Source organism: Sphingopyxis sp. Geo25 (assembly GCF_949769135.1).
Taxonomy (GTDB): domain Bacteria; phylum Pseudomonadota; class Alphaproteobacteria; order Sphingomonadales; family Sphingomonadaceae; genus Sphingopyxis.
On the sequence record NZ_CATKOZ010000003.1, the window covers coordinates 289783 to 307414 of the forward strand.

The 17632-nt window shown below is 68.6% G+C and carries 17 protein-coding genes; 8 read left to right on the forward strand and 9 right to left on the reverse strand.

The annotated features are described in order from the left end of the window. Window positions 1-2 precede the first annotated feature (2 nt). The 3 genes from QOL68_RS11980 to QOL68_RS11990 are packed head-to-tail and all read right to left on the reverse strand — an operon-like array spanning window position 3 to window position 1322. Window positions 3-221, reverse strand: a complete 219-nt coding sequence (locus QOL68_RS11980) for a DUF4287 domain-containing protein (RefSeq protein WP_282949303.1) — start codon at window positions 219-221, stop codon at window positions 3-5. A gap of 13 nt (window positions 222-234) precedes the next feature. Further along, window positions 235-657 (reverse strand): VOC family protein, encoded by a 423-nt coding sequence (locus QOL68_RS11985; RefSeq protein WP_282949520.1) that lies wholly within the window; start codon window positions 655-657, stop codon window positions 235-237. A 29-nt stretch (window positions 658-686) separates the two neighbouring features. Then, window positions 687-1322 carry a TetR/AcrR family transcriptional regulator gene (locus QOL68_RS11990; RefSeq protein WP_282949302.1) on the reverse strand — a complete coding sequence of 212 codons (636 nt, stop codon included), beginning with the start codon at window positions 1320-1322 and terminating at the stop codon, window positions 687-689. A 127-nt stretch (window positions 1323-1449) separates the two neighbouring features. Between QOL68_RS11990 and QOL68_RS11995 the strand changes: the two genes are divergently transcribed. The 6 genes from QOL68_RS11995 to QOL68_RS12020 all read left to right on the forward strand — a co-directional run bounded on the left by QOL68_RS11995 (window position 1450) and on the right by QOL68_RS12020 (window position 7228). Continuing rightward, window positions 1450-2958: a YifB family Mg chelatase-like AAA ATPase gene (locus QOL68_RS11995; RefSeq protein ID WP_282949301.1), complete on the forward strand. Its 1509-nt coding sequence runs from the start codon at window positions 1450-1452 to the stop codon at window positions 2956-2958. Window positions 2959-2961: 3 nt separating this feature from the next. Beyond that, window positions 2962-3264, forward strand: coding sequence for a DUF1905 domain-containing protein (locus QOL68_RS12000; RefSeq protein WP_204992085.1), 303 nt, complete (start codon window positions 2962-2964; stop codon window positions 3262-3264). A 43-nt stretch (window positions 3265-3307) separates the two neighbouring features. After that, entirely contained in the window at window positions 3308-5068 is a 1761-nt protein-coding gene (locus QOL68_RS12005) for a GGDEF domain-containing protein (RefSeq protein ID WP_282949300.1), read from the forward strand. 696 nt (window positions 5069-5764) lie between these two features. Further along, entirely contained in the window at window positions 5765-6373 is a 609-nt protein-coding gene (locus QOL68_RS12010) for a hypothetical protein (RefSeq protein WP_282949299.1), read from the forward strand. Further along, on the forward strand, window positions 6366-6908 hold the full coding sequence (locus QOL68_RS12015) for an RNA polymerase sigma factor (RefSeq protein WP_282949519.1): 543 nt from the start codon (window positions 6366-6368) through the stop codon (window positions 6906-6908). Before QOL68_RS12010 ends, QOL68_RS12015 begins: the two co-directional genes overlap by 8 nt. Further along, window positions 6905-7228, forward strand: coding sequence for a hypothetical protein (locus QOL68_RS12020; RefSeq protein WP_282949298.1), 324 nt, complete (start codon window positions 6905-6907; stop codon window positions 7226-7228). Before QOL68_RS12015 ends, QOL68_RS12020 begins: the two co-directional genes overlap by 4 nt. Before the next feature lie 19 nt (window positions 7229-7247). Here the strand turns inward: QOL68_RS12020 and QOL68_RS12025 are convergent, their stop codons facing one another. The 5 genes from QOL68_RS12025 to QOL68_RS12045 all read right to left on the reverse strand — a co-directional run bounded on the left by QOL68_RS12025 (window position 7248) and on the right by QOL68_RS12045 (window position 12653). Beyond that, window positions 7248-8951, reverse strand: a complete 1704-nt coding sequence (locus tag QOL68_RS12025) for a flotillin family protein (protein ID WP_058457416.1) — start codon at window positions 8949-8951, stop codon at window positions 7248-7250. A 61-nt stretch (window positions 8952-9012) separates the two neighbouring features. Then, window positions 9013-9636, reverse strand: coding sequence for a YqiJ family protein (locus QOL68_RS12030; protein WP_058457417.1), 624 nt, complete (start codon window positions 9634-9636; stop codon window positions 9013-9015). 41 nt (window positions 9637-9677) lie between these two features. Continuing rightward, a complete protein-coding gene (locus QOL68_RS12035) occupies window positions 9678-10415 on the reverse strand; it encodes a hypothetical protein (RefSeq protein ID WP_283404309.1) in 738 nt (245 codons plus the stop codon). Between the two features lie 2 nt (window positions 10416-10417). Next, window positions 10418-11629: a toxic anion resistance protein gene (locus QOL68_RS12040; RefSeq protein WP_058457419.1), complete on the reverse strand. Its 1212-nt coding sequence runs from the start codon at window positions 11627-11629 to the stop codon at window positions 10418-10420. Window positions 11630-11693: 64 nt separating this feature from the next. Continuing rightward, a complete protein-coding gene (locus QOL68_RS12045; RefSeq protein ID WP_282949296.1) occupies window positions 11694-12653 on the reverse strand; it encodes a bile acid:sodium symporter family protein in 960 nt (319 codons plus the stop codon). Between the two features lie 136 nt (window positions 12654-12789). On the opposite strand from QOL68_RS12045, the gene QOL68_RS12050 reads away from it, so the two are divergent. After that, window positions 12790-14385 (forward strand): helicase HerA-like domain-containing protein, encoded by a 1596-nt coding sequence (locus QOL68_RS12050; protein ID WP_283404310.1) that lies wholly within the window; start codon window positions 12790-12792, stop codon window positions 14383-14385. Then, on the forward strand, window positions 14382-14822 hold the full coding sequence (locus QOL68_RS12055) for a hypothetical protein (RefSeq protein WP_058457422.1): 441 nt from the start codon (window positions 14382-14384) through the stop codon (window positions 14820-14822). The genes QOL68_RS12050 and QOL68_RS12055 overlap by 4 nt, the downstream gene beginning before the upstream one ends. Before the next feature lie 52 nt (window positions 14823-14874). On the opposite strand, the gene QOL68_RS12060 is transcribed toward QOL68_RS12055, so the two are convergent. Continuing rightward, window positions 14875-17577: a M1 family metallopeptidase gene (locus QOL68_RS12060; RefSeq protein WP_282949295.1), complete on the reverse strand. Its 2703-nt coding sequence runs from the start codon at window positions 17575-17577 to the stop codon at window positions 14875-14877. Between the last annotated feature and the right edge of the window lie 55 nt (window positions 17578-17632).

Below are 17632 nucleotides of genomic sequence, written 5' to 3' on the forward strand. Positions count from 1 at the left end.
GGCTAGTTCCTCTTCCCTTTGATATAGGCGACGATCGACATCGCGTGGCCATGGCCGAGGTCGAAATCCTGCTTCAGCCAGTCGGTGACCGCGGTCGCCTTGACGCCGGGGGCGAGGCCGTTTGTATCGGCTAGCCCTTTTTCGGTGGCGATGGCTTTCAGATCTTCGGCCGATTTGCCGGTCTTCGCCTCCACATTGTCGAGATAGGCCTGGAAGCTCATGTACCCGCTCCCGTCAGGCGGCGACTTCGGGGACGGGCGCTTCGCCGTTCGCGACGGCGGGGTCCATCCAGAAGGGGCCCCAGACATGGCCATCGGGGTCGAGGACATCGCGGCCGTACATGAAGCCATGGTCCTGTACCGGGTTGATGTCGGCCGTGCCGCCGGCGGCTGCGGCCGCCTCTGCCATCGCATCGACCGCTTCGCGGCTGCCGAGCGCGAGCGCGAGCGACACCTCGCTCGACCCCGCCGGCGCGATCGGCCGGTCGGTGAAGCTCTTCCACTTGTCGTGGGTCAGGATCATCACGAAGATCGTGTCCGACCAGACCATTGCGGCGGCGGTGTCGTCGCTGAAGCGCGGCTCGTTGGTGAAGCCGAGCGCCTCGTAAAAGGCCTTCGACCTTGCCAGATCGGCGACGGGCAGATTCACGAAGATCATTCTGGGGGTATCGGACACATGCTCTCTCCTCAATCTCGCCCGAACAGCATCCGGACGTAACGCTTCAGATGGGTGACGGTCCCGCGCGCAATCGCCGGGTCGTTCGTGGTTTTCGCCAGGACGAAGGCGCCCTGCAGAACCGACTGGACATGCTGGGCGAGACCGATCGCGGTGACGTCGTCAGGAACGCCATAGAGATCGATCGCCGCCTGGATGTCGGGGGCAAGCGCCTCGCAATAGGCATTGATGCTCGCCTCGCATGCGGCGCGGATGCGGTCGCTCGTCGCATAGGCCTCCTGCACCATCGTGCCGACGAAGCAGGTATAGTCTTCGGTGGGACCGTCGAGCATCGCCAGGCGGAAATCGATATGGCCGAGCAGGCGGTCGAGCGGATCGCCCAAGCGGTTGTGCGGTGCGAGTTCGAACATCGGCCGCGCGCGCTCGGTCCAGCCCTCGGCCGCGGCGACGCCCAGCGCTTCCTTCGATTCGAAGTGATGGAAGAAGGCGCCCTTGGTGACGCCCGCGACCGCGCAAATCTCGTCGACACTCGTCGCGGCATAGCCCTGCCGCCGCACCGTCGCGTGCGCGGCAGCGATCAGCGCGGCGCGCGCGCTGCCGCGCGGGGCGCGGGTCTTGCTGGCGGCGGCGGTTCGAGTCGTGGTCATGCGAATTGCCATACCGACCAGTTGGTATGTTGTCAAACTCTGATCGGCCAATTGCGCCAAGGCGGCGATAAATTGACTCGACCTTCCCGCGACTTGGCCTAAGAAGGCACGGGAACAAAGGGGGATCATGGTCGCAATCGTTTCAACCGTCGCCTACCTGGGCATCGATGCGCGCGGGGTCGAGGTGCAGTGCCAGATCACGCCCGGCATGCCGCGCTTCGTCGTCGTCGGCCTGCCCGACAAGGCGGTCGGCGAGAGCCGCGAGCGCGTGCGCGCGGCGATCGCCGCGATCGGCCTGTCGCTGCCGCCGAAGGTGATCACGGTGAACCTGTCGCCCGCCGACCTGCCGAAGGAAGGCTCGCACTACGACCTGCCGATCGCGCTCGCGCTATTGGGCGCGATGGGGGTGATCGATGCCGAGACGCTGGCGGGCTATGTCGTCGTCGGCGAGCTCGGGCTCGACGGGCGGGTGGCGGCGTCGCCCGGCGTGCTGCTCGCGGCGATTCACGCGGGCAGCGTCGAGCGCGGGCTGATCTGCCCCGCCGCGCAGGGCCCCGAGGCGGCGTGGGCCGGGCATGTCGAGGTGCTGGGGGCGCCCGACCTCCTGTCGCTGCTCGCGCATTTCAAGGGGCAGGCGATCCTGTCGCCGCCGGTGCCCGGCGAGGTCGAGGCACCGATGCGCGCCGCGGACCTTGCCCAGGTCAAGGGGCAAGAGACGGCGAAGCGCGCGCTCGAGATCGCGGCAGCGGGCGCGCATAATCTGCTGTTCAGCGGCCCGCCCGGATCGGGCAAGTCGCTGATGGCGGCGTGCATGCCGGGCATATTGCCCGAGCTGACCCCCGCCGAAGCGCTCGAAGTGTCGATGATCGCGTCGGTCGCGGGCAGCCTCGAGGGTGGGCGGCTCGTGCGCGCGCGGCCGTTCCGCGCGCCGCACCATTCGGCGTCGATGCCCGCGCTCGTCGGCGGCGGGCTGCGCGTCCGCCCGGGCGAGGTCAGCCTCGCGCATCTTGGCGTGCTGTTCCTCGACGAGCTGCCCGAATTCCAGCGCGGCGTCCTCGACAGCCTGCGCCAGCCGCTCGAAACAGGCGAGGTCAGCGTCGCGCGCGCCAATGCGCATGTGACCTTCCCGGCGCGCGTGCAGCTCGTCGCGGCGATGAACCCGTGCCGCTGCGGCCACCTCGGCGACCCCGCGCTCGCGTGCAGCCGCGCGCCGCGCTGCGCCGCCGACTATCAGGCGAAGCTGTCGGGGCCGTTGCTCGACCGCATCGACCTGCATGTCGAGGTCGAGGCGGTGCGCGCCACCGACCTCGTCCTGCCGCCCCCCGCCGAGGGCAGCGCCGAGGTCGCGGCGCGCGTCGCCGCGGCGCGCGATATCCAGACCGCGCGCTACGCCGATCACAAGGCGCGGACCAATGCCGAGATCGACGGAGAGCTGCTCGAAGCGGTCGCGACTCCCGACGAGCCCGGCCGGCAATTGCTCGCGCAGGCGGCCGAAGCGATGCGCTTGTCGGCGCGCGGCTACACGCGCATCCTGCGCGTGGCGCGGACGATCGCCGACCTGGCGGGAACGGAAAGCATCGGCCGCATCCACATCGCCGAGGCGCTGAGCTATCGGCGGCAGGCGCCACGGAACTGACAGATGGACGACGAGATTGCGTTCGAGGCCGAGGTGATCGAATGGCGCGGCCCCGCGCCCTATCTGTTCGCGGTCGTGCCCGACGCGCATGTCGCCGACATCCGCTATGCCGCGCTCACCGAAAGCTATGGCTGGGGGGTCGTGCCGGTGGTCGCGCGGGTCGGGTCGACCGAATTCACCACCTCGCTGTTCCCGCGTGACGGCGGCTATCTGGTGCCGGTCAAGGTCGCAGTGCAGCGCGCCGAAGCGATCGGTCGCGGCGACCGGATCGCGGTCCGCCTGCGCATCGGGCGGCCGGGCGGCTGACGCCGGTAAAGATTTTCGAAGATTTTCATGCAATAGGAGGCACATGACTGCGGGGGGCAATCTGTGGACGATGCTGCGCGGCCGCCTTGTGCTGGGGCTGGCGATGCTCGTCTGCGCCCTGTCGGCGGCGCCGTCGCGCGCCGAAACGCTCAAAGTGGGTGCCCCGCTTTGCCATGCGCAAAGCCCGCTCGCCCTGCCCGATGCCGGTCTTCGCTCGCTGGCCTTTTCCTGCGCCGGCTCGCCCGCCGGATACCATAAGGCGAGCCTCTGGCTGCGCGCCGCGCCGGAGCGCGGGCAGCGCTGGCGCGGCGATGCCGCCTTGATGATCCACCAGTCGCGCTTCGACCGGCTCGCGGTCGCCTTCACCTATGCCGACGGGCAGACCCGCTGGCAGCAGGTGCGGCAGGGCGACTATGGCTCGCACTGGCGCGCGGGCGGCCAGATATTGTTCGAGGCGCCCGAGCGGACGGTACCGCTGACCGCGGTGACAATGCGCTTCGACCGGCTGGCGAGCGTCGACCTGCTCCGCGCGCGCCTGATCCCGAAGGGGGACGCGATCGTCCAGTCGACCGGCATGGCGATCGCGATCGGCGCGGCGCTGACCCTGCTGCTTGTCAGCGGCATCTACAGCCTGTCGCTCGCGGTCGCGGTCCGCCGCTCCTATCTCGCGTGGCAGGCCGGCTGGTCGGCGACGATGCTGCTGTGGGGCGCGGTCTGGTCGCAGGCGCATCTCGGCCTGCTGCCGGGGCTCGCCGGCACCGCGTCGGCCAAGATCGGAACCTTCCTCGCCTGCCTCGCGATCGCTATCGCCACCGCCAGCGCCGTGCTCGCCATCGACGCGCGGCTCGTGGCGCGGCGCCTGCGTCTGGCGGCGCTCGCGCTCGGCGGGTTCGTCGGCGTCGTCGGCGTGCCGCTGGCGCTGATCCGCAGCGAAAATCTGGCGTGGTGGGGCGATCTGCTCGGGCTGGTCATCCTCGCCGATCTCGCCGCGGTCGCCGCCTGCCTCGGTATCGCCTGGCGGCGCGGGTCGGTCGAGGCGCGCGATTTTCTGGCCGCCTGGTGCCTGCCGATGGCGGTGCTTGCCTTCATCCATATCGTCGATGTCGACGACAGCCTGTGGGGCGGCGGGTCGAAGGTCATAGTCCTGCTCGCCGCGACCTGGCAGGCGCTGTGGCTGTCGGCGTCGGCGACGCGGCGACTCGCGCAGCTGCGGATCGAGCGCGACCGCGCGCGCGCGGCGGAGGCCTTTGCGCAGCAGCTCGCGCGCCGCGATCCGCTGACCGGGCTGCTCAACCGCCGCGGCTTCGTCGAGAGCGTGACCCCGCTGCTCGACCGCGCGCACGCCGATGATCTGGCCGCCGCGCTGCTGGTTGTCGACATCGACCGTTTCAAATCGATCAACGACGTCCATGGCCACGACGCGGGCGACGCCGTGCTGTGCGAGGTCGCGCGCCGAATCGAGCGCTGGGAAGGGCCGATGTGCTCGGTCGCGCGGCTCGGCGGCGAGGAGTTCGGCCTGCTGACCGTGGGCATGGAAGGGATGGTGCTGGCGCGCTTTGCCGAAAGCGTGCGGCGCGGCATCGCCGCCTGCGACCATAGCGTCGTGATCGGCGAGGGGAGTGTGACCGCGAGCGTCGGCGTCGCCGAAGTGCGGCCCGCAAGCGATTTCCAGCAGCTCTACCGGCTCGCCGACGAAGCGCTGTACGACGCCAAGCGCAGCGGGCGCGACTGCGTCGTCATCCAGCGCTGCTTCGACGACCCGCCCGGCGAAGCGCCGGGCCGCGAGGCCGCGCTTTCGAGCTGAGACGCGGATCGCGCGGAGTGCGCCGAAACGCCGCGTTGGGGCGGTCTTGTCGATTGCGGGGTGGCGCGACGGGGTTCGGGCATCGGCTCCCCTTGGCGCCGATCTGGATCGGATGGCGGGAAGCGACCGAAGGTGGTCCTAGACGATCCTCCCCCACCGGGGGAGGGGGACCACCCGCAGGGTGGTGGAGGGGCACAGGAGATCATAGGCCGCGCCAGACTGCACGTACCCCTCCACCATGCTTCGCATGGTCCCCCTCCCCGTGCCGGGGAGGATCGGCGACATCCGCTTCCCACCCCAATTTAGACATCCCCTCCTCGTCATCCCGGACTTGATCCGGGATCCAGCGCGGCGTTGAAGTCGTGGACCCCGGATCAAGTCCGGGGTGACGAATATTGGGAATCTACGCCATTTCGGACATTGGAGAGACCAGGTGGCGGCGCGCACGCTTGTACTGGAACGATCACCTCCTGCCCCCGCAACCAAAATTCGGCCCGAATAGCCGTGGCCCAAAAAAATATCGCCCGGCCTGCATCCGATTGGCGCCGCGACGCCGTCCAGTCGATGATCGGCGCGATGCCGGTCCTGGCGGCGGCTCCGCGCGGGCTCGGCTTGCGTTCCCCGGCGCAGCCGTCCCGCCTTGCCGGGAGCCGCCGCCTGTGGTTTCACACGCCCCGGGCGTGAAGGAGAAAGAGAATGAGCTATTTGCTTGCCGCCGCCGCCGCCACGGCCGCCGCGGTTCCCGCCGCGCCGGTGCCCGCCGCAAGCGTTACCGTGCCGGTCGCGCCGGGCGAGGTGATCAGCGCCGCCGACGTCGCCGCCTATATCGATCCGCGCGACATCGCCTCGTTCATGCCGCCGCCGCCGCCGACCACCGAGCTGGTTGCGGTAAGCGACAGCTTCTTCAACCTGATCGAGAATATCACGATGGTCGCGCTGTTCGTGATCGGCTTTTTCCTGCTCGCGCGGCTGCTCCATGCGTGGATGCTGCACCGTTCGATCCGCCGCGCGCTCGAGGCAAAGTCCGACGCGGCGCTGCCGATGATCGACAAGCTCAACAAGCCCTACGAGCAGCTTGGCATCGGGTTCGGCAAGTCGGGCGACGCGCCCGGCGACGACCGCAACGGGCTGGTGCTGCTGGCGATCGGGCTCGCGATGGCGGGCTTCGGGCTGATCCAGGGGCATGAGCAGCTGATCCGCCTGTCGGCCGGCGCCGCGCTGTTCCCCGCCTTCGTCGGCGCCGCGCTGCTCTATCGCCGCCGCCTCGCGCGCGCGGCCGCCGCCGAGGAGCGCGGCGCTGCGTGACGGTGAAGTTGCCGCGGATGCCGATTGGGCGCTCAACCAGCGCGTTGCCGGGGGAGATCGCGCCGCTTTCCAGCTCCTCGTGCTGCGGCACGAGGGGCGATTGCGGAGCTTCCTGTCGCGCGTCGCGGGGAGCGATGCCGACGACCTGGCGCAGGAGGCGTTGGTGCGCGCCTGGACCCGCGCGCGCGATTATCGGGGGCAGGGCAGCTATGGCGCGTGGGTCATGGGGATCGGCTGGCGGCTGTTCCTCGACCAGCGTCGCACGGCGCGGCGGCGCGAGGGGCTGGCGGCCGGCGAAGATGTCCCGACGTCGAGCGATCCGCGGCCGGCAAGCGACGCCGCGATCGACGCCGAACGCCTGCTCGCCGGCTTGTCGCCGCAGGAACGCGCCGCGCTCACCCTGTGCTTCGGCCATGGCTGCTCGCACGGCGAGGCGGCCGAGATCATGGGGGTGCCGCTCGGTACGCTCAAATCGCTGGTCTTGCGCGGGCGCGCGAAGGCGCAGAAGATGATCGGCGAAGGAGGTGCATCATGACGCAGCCCGACGAGGCTTTCGACGCGATGCTGGGCGCGGTGCTGGCACCACCCGAGCGGCCGGGCGACCGCGCGTTTCTGGTCCGCGTCGAGCACCGGATCGACGCCGAGGCGGCGCTGGCGCGCGCCGAGCGCCGCTTCTGGAAGAGTTTCGGTTTCGAGGCGCTGGCGATCGGCGCGTTGCTCGCGGCGCTGTGGCTGCTGTCGTCGTCGGACCTGCTCGCGCCGCTCGCGGGGCCCGCGCACTGGGGCCTTGCGCCGCCGCTGCTGCTGGTCCTCGCGCTGTGGTTTGCGGGGACGCAGCGGCTGCGGCGGCTTTGACGGCGAATGGGACGGGCGATCAGGTCTCTTCGTCGTCGTCCTCGACCGGCGGCGGCGGTGCCGCGCGGCGACGGCTCGGCTTTTCGGGGGCTTCGGCGGCGGGCAGCTCGGCGGGTGTGGCCGCCGCGCCCTTGACCAGCGCGTCGAGCGAGCCGCCGTCGAAGCCGAGTTCCTTCATCAGACTGTCGATCACCGGCGCCTGCGCGCGGTAGGCGAGCGCTGCCGACACCGCGTTGCTGGCGAGGTTCCCGCTGCCGCCTTCGCCGGCCGCGCCGCCGCCCGCCGACTGGCTGATGCCGTCGACCTGGACGATCTTGATCGAATCGATCGCCTCCATCGGCTTCGCTGCCTCGCGCACGACCTCGGGCAGCACCTTCAGCAGCGCCATCTTTGTCTGGAGCGAGATCTGGCTTGAGGAGAGGATGTTAGCCGCCTCGTTGATCGCGCGCTGGCCCGCGGCCTCGACCTCGAAGCGCACGCGCGCAGCCTCGGCGCGCAATTTCTCGGCCTCGGCCTCGCCCTCGGCTTCGAGGCGGAGCGCCGAGGCGCGGTTCGCTGCGGCTTCCTTTTCGGCCTCGGCCTGCACCTTGACCGAGATTGCCTGCCGTTCGGCTTCCTTTGCGGCCTCGATCAGTTCGATGCGCTTCGAGCGCTCGGCGACCTCCGTCTCGCGCGCTGTCGCGACCTGCTCCTCGGCGGCGACCGCCAGCGCGCGCGCATTGTCGGCTTCGGCACGCGCCTGGCTTTCCTCGCGGCTCTTGTTCTGGATCAGGATCTGCTGTTCCTGCCGCGCGAGTTCGATCGCCTGCTCCTGCGCGATCCGCGCCTCCTCGATCGCGCGGTCGGCCTCGATCTGCTTGGCGTCGATCAGTTGCTTCGCCGCGATGCGGGCGTTTTCGGCCTCCTGATTGCGCTGCGCCTGTTCGCGCGCGATCTCGGCGGCCTGCTCGGCGCGGCGCACCTCGATCTCGCGCGACTGGCTGAGCTTGGCGAATTCTTCCTCGCGCTGGATCGCGAGCGACTTCTGCTCGGCCTCCAGATTCTTCGTCTCCATCTGGACGCGCGTGTCCTGTTCGATGTCGTTGCGCGTCTTCTTGCGCATCTCGATCTGCTCGGTCAGCTTGGTCAAACCCTCGGCGTCGAAGGCGTTGTTCGCGTTGAAATGCTCGATCGAAGTCTGGTCCAGCCCGGTCAGCGACACCGATTCAAGCTCGAGCCCGTTCATCGCGAGGTCGTTCGAGCTGACCTGCTGCACCTTTTGCACGAAGTCGGCGCGCTGTTCGTGGAGCTGGTTCATCGTCATGCCCGCGGCGACCGAGCGCAGCGCGTCGACGAACTTGCCCTCGACCAGATCCTTCAGCGCCTCGGGCTGCATGGTGCGCAGGCCGAGCGTCTGCGCAGCCATCGCGATCGCGCTGCCGTCGGGGCGGACGCGGACGTAGAATTCGGCCTTCACGTCGATACGCAGCCGGTCGAGCGTGATCAGCGCGTCGGTGTTCTTGCGTTCGACCGCGAGGCGCACGGTATTCATGTTCACCGGCATCGTCTCGTGCAGCACGGGCAGCACCAGCGCGCCGCCGTTCATCACGACGCGCTCGCCGCGAAAACCGGTGCGGACGAACGCGATTTCCTTGGTGGCGCGGCGATAGAGCCGCGTGATGATGAGTCCCAGGATCAGGAGGACGGCAAGGCCGATCCCCGCGTAAATGCCAATTTCAATCATGGACTGTTTTAACCCCCGATTCGCGCTTCCAGAGTTGGAAGGTCATGCGCGAATATTAGGGTTAGTCGAGCCGGGGTAAATAAAAATCGCCCTTGGAGTAACCCTTGAACAATTCGCCTTCGCGTTTGACCAGCAATAGTTTTTCCCCGGTCTGGAACGACTGGCCGGGACTGTCGGGTTCGACCATGATTTGGTGGATTTGCCCGTGATGGTCGGTCACCGTCGCGCGCGCCGGATGGCCCTCGCGCGCGATGCCGATGCTGATTTCGGCATAGAGGCCGATCAGTTCGTCGCGGTCGATCGCGGTGGTTTCGAGGCCGGGAAAAATCCTTCCGACGAGCCGCGCGGCGACGCCGGTCGGCGGCAGCGCGGCGACGGCGGTCAGCGGCACCATCAGCAGGTTCGAACCCGGCCCGCCGGTGAGGCCGGTCATGAGTTGCTGGAGCCCGAGCCCGATCGCGCCGAACAGCGCGAGGAAGAGGACGAGCCACATCAGGAAGGGGACGCGCCCGATCCCGGCCCAGGCGAGCAGCGCGTCGGCGACGCCCGCATCGCCGTCGGCATCGATATCCATCCCGTCGATGTCGCCGAACAGCCCCGTCGCCTGTACCGTGCCGATCAACAGCATCAGCAGCAAGGCCGAACTGAAGAAGACATTTTCGGACGCGAGCAGCTGATCGAACATCAGGGTCTTGTGGCGTCGGGCTTCGCGCTTGGCAAGCGGCGCTAGGACCGGTTGTCCTGGAGCGGTTCCTCGCCCTCGATTCCCTGATATTTGAGTTGGAGATAGCGTTCGCGCGTCGCGAGCTTGTCGAGTTCGCCCGCGGCGAGGCTGCGCGCGGCGTCGCCGATTTCGCGTTCGAGCATCGTGAGCCCGCCGACGAGCGTTTCGTCGGGGGTGCGCCCGGCATGGGCTTCCTTGCGGAGGCCCGCGGGAATGCGCTGATAGCCCGCGACGAGTTCGGGCAGGTCTTCGCCGACGAGCTTGCGGATGTTCGCCGCCGCCGGGCTCGACGCGTCGAGCGTCTGGAGCTGCGGCGCGAGCAGGTCGAGCTGGACGCCGATGCCGTCGACGAGCTGGCGCGCCGGCGCGGGGAGTGCGGGGCGCTGCGCCTCGAGCCAGATCTCGGTGCGGCCGGCGAGCTGTTTGAGGTCGGCCTTGGGCAAGTCCTGCTGGTGCGGCTCGGGAAAGGGCGGCCATTTGCCGAACAGCACCGCGACGCCGATCAGCAGCACGAACAGCGCGAGCAGGCCGGTAAAGCCCAAAGGCTGGATCAGCGCGCCGAACAGCGCCGCGCCGATCAGCACGATGCCGCCCGCGACGAGGACGCGGCCGAGCTTCCTGTAGAGATGCTGGCGGCGCAGCGCGACGCTTTTGGTGCCGATCGGACGGCGCCGCTCGCGCGACCGTTCGATCGCCGAGGCGGCCGAGAGCCGGACCTGATCGACTTCGCTCATCGACATCGTCAGCCCTCGATCGCGGCGAGCGGACTGCCCTCGCCGCCGACGCTCGCCTGCGCTTGCGATGCACCCTCGGCGCGCGCGATATAGCCTTTCGACTTGGCGACCTCGCCTTCGAGTGTGGTCACGGTCGTCTTCATCGTGTCGAGCGCCTTGAGCTTGAAGGTGTCGATCGCGTCCATCGTGTCGTAGATATTCTGGAACGCGCGCTGCAGCGTTTCCATCGGGATGGTGCTCGATGCCGCCTGCTCGTGGATGCGCGCCGTGTTGTCCTTCAGCATCTTCGACGTGCCGTCGATGATGTTCGCGGTCGTGGTGTTGAGCGCGGTGATCTGTTCGAGGACGAGTTTCTGGTTCGTCATCGCCTGCGCGACGGTGATCGCGGTCTTCAAGGCGCCGACGGTGGTCGTCGAGGCGCGGTCGACCCCCTTCACCAGCTCGACATTGTTCTTCTTGACGAGGTCGAGCGCGAGATAGCCCTGCACCGTCACCGCCATCTGCGTGAGCAGATCCTGGGTGCGCTGGCGCGCGTAGAAAAGCGCATTTTCGCGGATGATTTTCGCCTTGGCGGGATCGCTGCCGTCGAGCTCGGTCGCCTTCGCCTCCAGCCGCTCGTCGAGCGTCTTGGCGATGTGGATCATCTGTTCGAGCTTGCCCATCGATTCCCACATCTTGCGGCGCTCGACGTCGATCGCGGCATTGTCCATCAAGAGCTCGTCCTTGCCGTTCGACAAGGCGGTCAGGATGCCGCCGATATGTGTCTGCGCGCTGCGGTACTGCGCGAAATAATTGTTGATCTTGCTGCCGAAGATCTTGTCGAGGAAGCCGCGCTTGCTGAGCAGCTTGCCGTTCGCCGAGGGGTCGAGCCGTTCGACCGTGGTACGGAGTTCGATGAGGCTCTGGCCGATGTCGGTGTCGCGGTCCATCGCGCGGATCGGGCGGTCGAGGAACCGGTTGCTGTGGCCCGCCGCCTCCAGCATTTCCTTGCGGCCCATGTTGGTGATCTGGTCGACGCGCTTGCCGAATTCGGGCGAATTCTCGTCCTGCGCGACGAGGTCGTCGATGAAGCCGTCGACGCGCTCCTCGAGCTTCGATTTCTGTTCGCCCGACAGCGGGACAAGGCCCGCGGCCTTTTCGGGCGCGACGGCGGGGACGGGTTCGGGCGGCGTCAGCGTCAGTGTTTCGGGTGCGGTGGCCGTCGCGGTCTCTTCGCTCATTCCTGTTCCTTCCAACCCCTATACCGCCAAACTATATGGCATGCAGTCCTGTGTTATTCAAGCACTACACCTCTTGGCGCCGCGCGAGCACGGGCGCGATCCACGCCGAGAGGATCAGCTGCGCCATATGATAGACGAGGATCGGGACCAGCACCATGCCGGCGGTCGCGGGCGGGAAGAGCGTCGCGGCGAGCGGCGCGCCGACCGCGATGCTCTTTTGCGCGCCGGAGAAAAGCAGGGTGATGCGGTCGGCACGGGCGAGCTTCAGCAGCCCGCCGAGCGCCCAGGCGCCGCCAAACGAGAGCCCGAGCAGCGCGGCGACGGCCGCGAACACGATGCCGATCTCGCGCCCGTCGAGCAGGCCCCAGATGCCCGCGACGACCGCGGCCGAGAAGGCGACGTAGACGGCGATGGCGATCGCGGTGCGGTCCATGAAGGTCGCGAGGCCGCGGTTCGCGAGCACCCACGGACGCAGCCAGCGCTGGACGAGCTGGCCGGCGATGAAGGGCAGCAGCAGGATCGCGACGATGCGCAGCACGGCTTCGCCGTGAATCGCACCCTCGGCGCCTGCAAGCGCGGCGAAAAGCAGCGGCGAGGCGGCGACGCCGGTGAGGTTGAGCAGCGCGGCGGCGACGACGCTGGCGGCGACATTGCCGCCGGCAAGGCTGCTCGCGGCAGTCGCCGACTGGACGGTCGAGGGCAGGATGCCGAGGAAGAGGAATCCCAATGCGAGGGTGGCGGGCAGGACGGGCGCGGTAGCCGCCTGCGCGGCGAGGCCGAGCAGCGCCATGACGCCGAAACAGAAGCCGAGCGCGCTGCCCTGCAGCTTCCAGTTCCGGATGCCGTGGAGCACTTCGTCGCGCGGCAGGCGGACGCCGTTCAGGAAGAAGAGAAAGACGATCGCGGCGGTCGACAGCCCCTGCGCCACCGGCACCGCGGCGCCGCGCACCGGCAGCAGGCTGGCGAGCAGGATTGTCGCGAGCAGGACGGGGACGAAACGGTCGGGGAAGAGGCGCGAAAGCATCGGGGCCAGCGATGGCGCGATGCGGCGGGGTTGGCAAGGCTTGTGGCGCGCGCGCCTCGCGCGCGGCTTTGCCGATTGCCTGACCTTGTCCGCCGCACTAGACCATTGATCGGGTGCCCGAATGGAGGAATGCAGAGTGAGCGACGGCAGCGAAGCGACCGAAATCTACATCGGCCTCGGCGGCGGCGGAGCGCCCGACGGGCCGCGCCAGTCGCTGGTGCTGAAGCGGGCGAACCGCCACGGGCTGATCGCGGGCGCGACCGGCACCGGCAAGACGGTGACCCTGCAGGGCCTGGCCGAGGGCTTTTCGGCGGTCGGCGTGCCGGTGTTCGTCGCCGACGTGAAGGGCGACCTTGCCGGCATGGCGATGGCGGGCAGCCCGACATCGAAGATGCACGAGATTTTCGCCGCGCGCGCCGCCGAGATCGGCGACAGCGATTGGGCCTATCACGACAATCCGGTGATCTTCTGGGATCTGTTCGGCGAGCAGGGGCATCCCATCCGCACGACGATTTCGGAAATGGGACCGTTGCTGCTTGCGCGGCTGATGGGGCTCAACGAGGTGCAGGAAGGCGTGCTCGCGATTGCCTTCCGCGTTGCCGACGAACAGAATCTGCTACTGCTCGATCTGGGCGATTTGCAGGCGATGCTCGCCTGGTGCGCCGAGAATGCCGACGAACTGACGACCAAATATGGCAATGTGTCGAAGGCCACGGTCGGCACGATCCAGCGACAGTTGCTGACGCTCGAAAGCCAGGGCGGCGACCATTTCTTCGGCGAGCCCGCGCTCGATATCCAGGACATGATCCGCACCGACGAGAATGGCCGCGGCTACCTGAATATCCTCGCCGCCGACAAGCTGATGGCCAGCCCGAAGCTCTATGCGACCTTCCTGCTCTGGCTGCTGTCCGAAATGTTCGAGACGCTTCCCGAGGTCGGCGATCCCGACAAGCCGAAGCTCGTCTTCTTCTTCGACGAGGCGCATCTGCTGTTCGACGACGCGCCACCCGCGCTGACCGAGAAGATCGAGCAGGTCGTGCGCCTGATCCGTTCGAAGGGCGTCGGGGTCTATTTCGTCACGCAGAACCCGATCGACGTGCCCGAGGATGTCGCGGCGCAGCTCGGCAACCGCGTCCAGCACGCGCTGCGCGCCTTCACCCCGCGCGACCAGAAGGCGGTCAAGGCAGCGGCCGACACCTTTCGCCCCAACCCCAAGGTGAATGTCGAACGCGAGATCACCGAGCTGAAGGTCGGCGAGGCGCTCGTCTCGCTGCTGATGGCCGACGGTGCGCCCTCGCCGGTCGAGCGCACGCTGATCAAGCCGCCCTGCTCGCGCGCCGGCCCGCTCGACGCCAGGGAGCGCGCGATCATCCAGTCGATCTCGCCTGTTGCGGGCAAATATGACACGGCGGTCGACCGCGAAAGCGCCGAGGAATTGCTTGCCGCCAAGGCCGAGCAGGCGCAGGCGGCGGCGGTCGAGGCGAAAGCGCAGGCCGAGGCCGACAAGCAGGCCGCGATTGCCGCGAAGGAAGAGGCGAAGCGCAAGGCCGCCGAGGAGCGCGTGCGGCTGCAACAGGAAAAGGCGGCGGCGCGCGAGGCTGCGAAGCCGTCGATGGCCGACAAGATGATCCAGTCGGCGGCGCGGTCGGCGGCGACCAGCCTCGGCCGACAGGTCGCGGGCAAGTTCGGCGGGCAGCTGATGCGCGGCATTTTGGGCAGTCTGTTCAAATGAGCGAGGCGGCGGCGATGGAAGCGAGCCTGATCGCCGCCGCCGGCGCGGATATACGCCTGCCGCTGTTCGAGAGCTTCTTCGCGGCCTTTCCCGAGCGGCGCGCGAGCTTCATCTCGGTCGATGCCGCGTCGCGGCGAATGACCGACGAGACGTTCGAAATGATGCTGGGCCTCGCAAAGGGCGAGGCCTGGGTCTGGCCGCTGGTGACCGAACTGGTGTTCACGCACCGCAGCTATGGCGCGTTGCCGATCGCCGAATATGACGCCTTCATCGACATGACAGTCGAGGAGCTTGGCAGCGCGGCCGGGAGCGAATGGACCGCAGAGGCCGCCGCGGCATGGCTGCGCCACGCCGACGCGCTGAAAGCCATGATCCGCAAGGCGCGCAGCGAATGGAAGAGCGCAATGCCCGCGGGAGCGCCGCAGCTCGCCGAATAGCGATTCCCGTCATCCGCGCGAAGGCCCGGATGACGGGATCGGCCACCCAACCCTAGTTGCCCTTCAGCCAAGCCGCGATTTCGCCCTTGATGCGCGGGCGGCTGGCGCCGCGTTCCTTCAGGCTGGCGATCGTCTTGTCGTAGGGCTTGCGGGCGTCGGCGGGCAGCGGCGCCGCAATCGCTTCGAGCTTCGCGATCATCGCCGGGTCGTTCGACCAGGCGGCCAGCGCGGCGACGAAGCGCGCGCGCGACGCGGCGTCGATCAGCCCGTCGACCGCGGCGCGGTTCGCCTGCGCGAAGTCGACCGCCAGTTCGGGGTGGGTGCGCGCGACCGTGCTGATGATCGCGGCGCTGACGGTCTTGCCCGGCTCGTCGGTGAGCGCGAGCGCCAGTGCGCGCTTCGCGAGCGCGGCATCCTTGGCATTGCCGAGCCTCGTGTAGAAGGCGCTGCGTTCGACCGCCGATTTCGATGCTTTCGCCATCGCGCGCAGCTTGTCCCATTCGGCCGCGCTGGCGTTGGCTGCGACGATGCCGATCCAGCGCGACTTCAGCGGGCCGTCGAGCGCGGCGGGATCGCGGTCGAGCCATGCGAAGCGGCGCCGCGCCTCCGCCAGCACCGCCGGGTCGCCCATCGCGCCGAGCGAATCGAGCAGGTCGGAGCGCAGGATCGCGTCGAGCGCCGGCTCGCCGGGACGCGGGTCGAAGCCGAGGCGCGCCATCGCGGGCGACAGCGCGGCGCTGGCGCGCGCGGCGACCTGTCCCCGCAGCGCGGGCTGGTCGTCGAAATAGTCGTAGAGGATTTCGTAGCGGCCGGCGGCTTCGGCGAGCACCTTCTGGTTGGCGTCCTTCGGCGTCGCTGCGAGCAGGCCGAGTGCGGCGCCCATCGGCTGGTAACCGGCGTTGGCGAGCGCGAAATTGTCGCCGAGCAGCCCGAGCTGGTCGATCGGGGCGAGCGCCGCGAACCGGCCGCGCAGGGCGGCGAGCGCCGCGGGCGAATAGAGGGTGCGATAATAGCCCGCCTGCCCGGCGTTGATCAGCACCGGTCCGCAGCCGGGCAAGGTCAGCGTACCGGCGCCGCCCGACACCACCTGCCGCGCGATCCCGCCCTCGCCCGCCTGCGCGAGCACGGGCACCTGCCAGCGGCGTCCCTGCGCCTCGATACTGTCCTTGCGGTCGCGCGAAAATTCGCCCTGCGTCAGCGCGACGGTCGTGGTGCCGCCCGTGCAGCTCACCGCGCCGACGCGGAGCAGCGGGATGCCCGGCTGCCCGGTGAAGTCGTGCGCGATAGCCGTCAGGCCCTTGGCGCCTGCGGCCTCGACTGCGTTCCACAGGTCGTCGGTGCGCGTGTTCGCATATTTATGCTTCGCCATGTAGGCGCGGAGGCCATCGCGCCACACATCCTCGCCCGCATAGGATTCGAGCATCGTGATGACGGCTTCGCCCTTTTGATAGGTGATCGCGTCGAAAGCCTGATTGGTATCCTCGACGGTGCGGATCGTCTGGACGATCGCGTGCGTCGTCGCGAAGGCGTCGAGCCTCATCGCGCGCTCGCGCCCGCCGACGCGGTCCAGCAGCGGCTGCCAGTCGGGATGGAAATGGTCGGTCGACTTGGTTTCCATCCAGCTCGCAAAGCCCTCGTTGAGCCAGAGATCGTCCCACCATGCCATCGTGACGAGATCGCCGAACCACTGGTGCGCGACCTCGTGCGATTGCGTCGTGTAGATCTCCTGCCGCGTCGCATCGCTGGTGATCTTCGGGTCGTCGAGCAGGATGCGTTCGAAGGTGAAGATCGCGCCCCAATTTTCCATCGCGCCGAAGAATTGCGACTGGCCGGGCCCCGCGACATTGTCGAGCTTGGGCAGCGGATAGGGCTGAGCGAAATAGTCGCTGTAGTAGGTGAGCAGCGGGCCGAGGCTGTCGAGCGCGAAGCGCGCCTGCTCGCCCGAGCCCTTTGGCGAGACGATGCCGACCTCGGCGCCGCTTTCGCTCTTCGCCGCGAGGCGTTCGAACTGGCCCGTCGCGAAGAAGAGGAGATAGGACGACATTTTGGGCGAGGTCCGGAACACGACCTTTTTCCGCCCGCCTTGGGCCGGGGTTTCGCTCGCCACTGGCATGTTGCTGACCGCGAGGTCGCCCTCGGGCACGGTCACCGCGAGGTCGAAGGTCGCCTTGTAGCTCGGCTCGTCGAAGCTGGGGACGAAGCGGCGCGCGTCGGGCGCCTCGAACTGGGTGAAGAGCCCGCGCACCTCCCTGCCCGTCGCCTTGTCGGGATAGTCGAGCGCGAAGAGACCGTTCGCCTGCGTGTTGATGACGCCGGTGTAGGCGGTGGTCAGGCGATAGCGGCCGGGCGCGAGCGGCGCGGGGGCAGTGAAGGTCGCGGTCTGCGCCGCGGCATCGGTCGCGACGGTCAGCGGAACCGCCCTGCCGTCGGCGCCGGTGAGCGTCGCGCCGGCGAATTTGAGGTCGAGCGCGTTGAGCGTCAGCGTCGCCGACGCTTCATAGAACTCGATGTCGATCGCGGCCTCGCCGGCGAAGGTCAGCGCCTGCGCATCGGGGGTGACGCTGATCGCATAATGCAGTGGGCGCGCGATTCGGGGCAGCTGGCTGGGGACGCTGGCGTCGAGCGGGGCGCCGGTGAAGGCGGGCGCGGCGGCGACCGGCGCGGCGGGGGCGATTCCAGGCTGTGCGGCGCAGGCGGCAAGCCCGAGCGACGAGACGGCGGCGACGAGCAGATGGCGAGTCGGATATTTTTTCATGATGGCGATCCCCGATATGGTTTGCGCGCGCCTAAGCCCACGCCCGGCTTTGCGC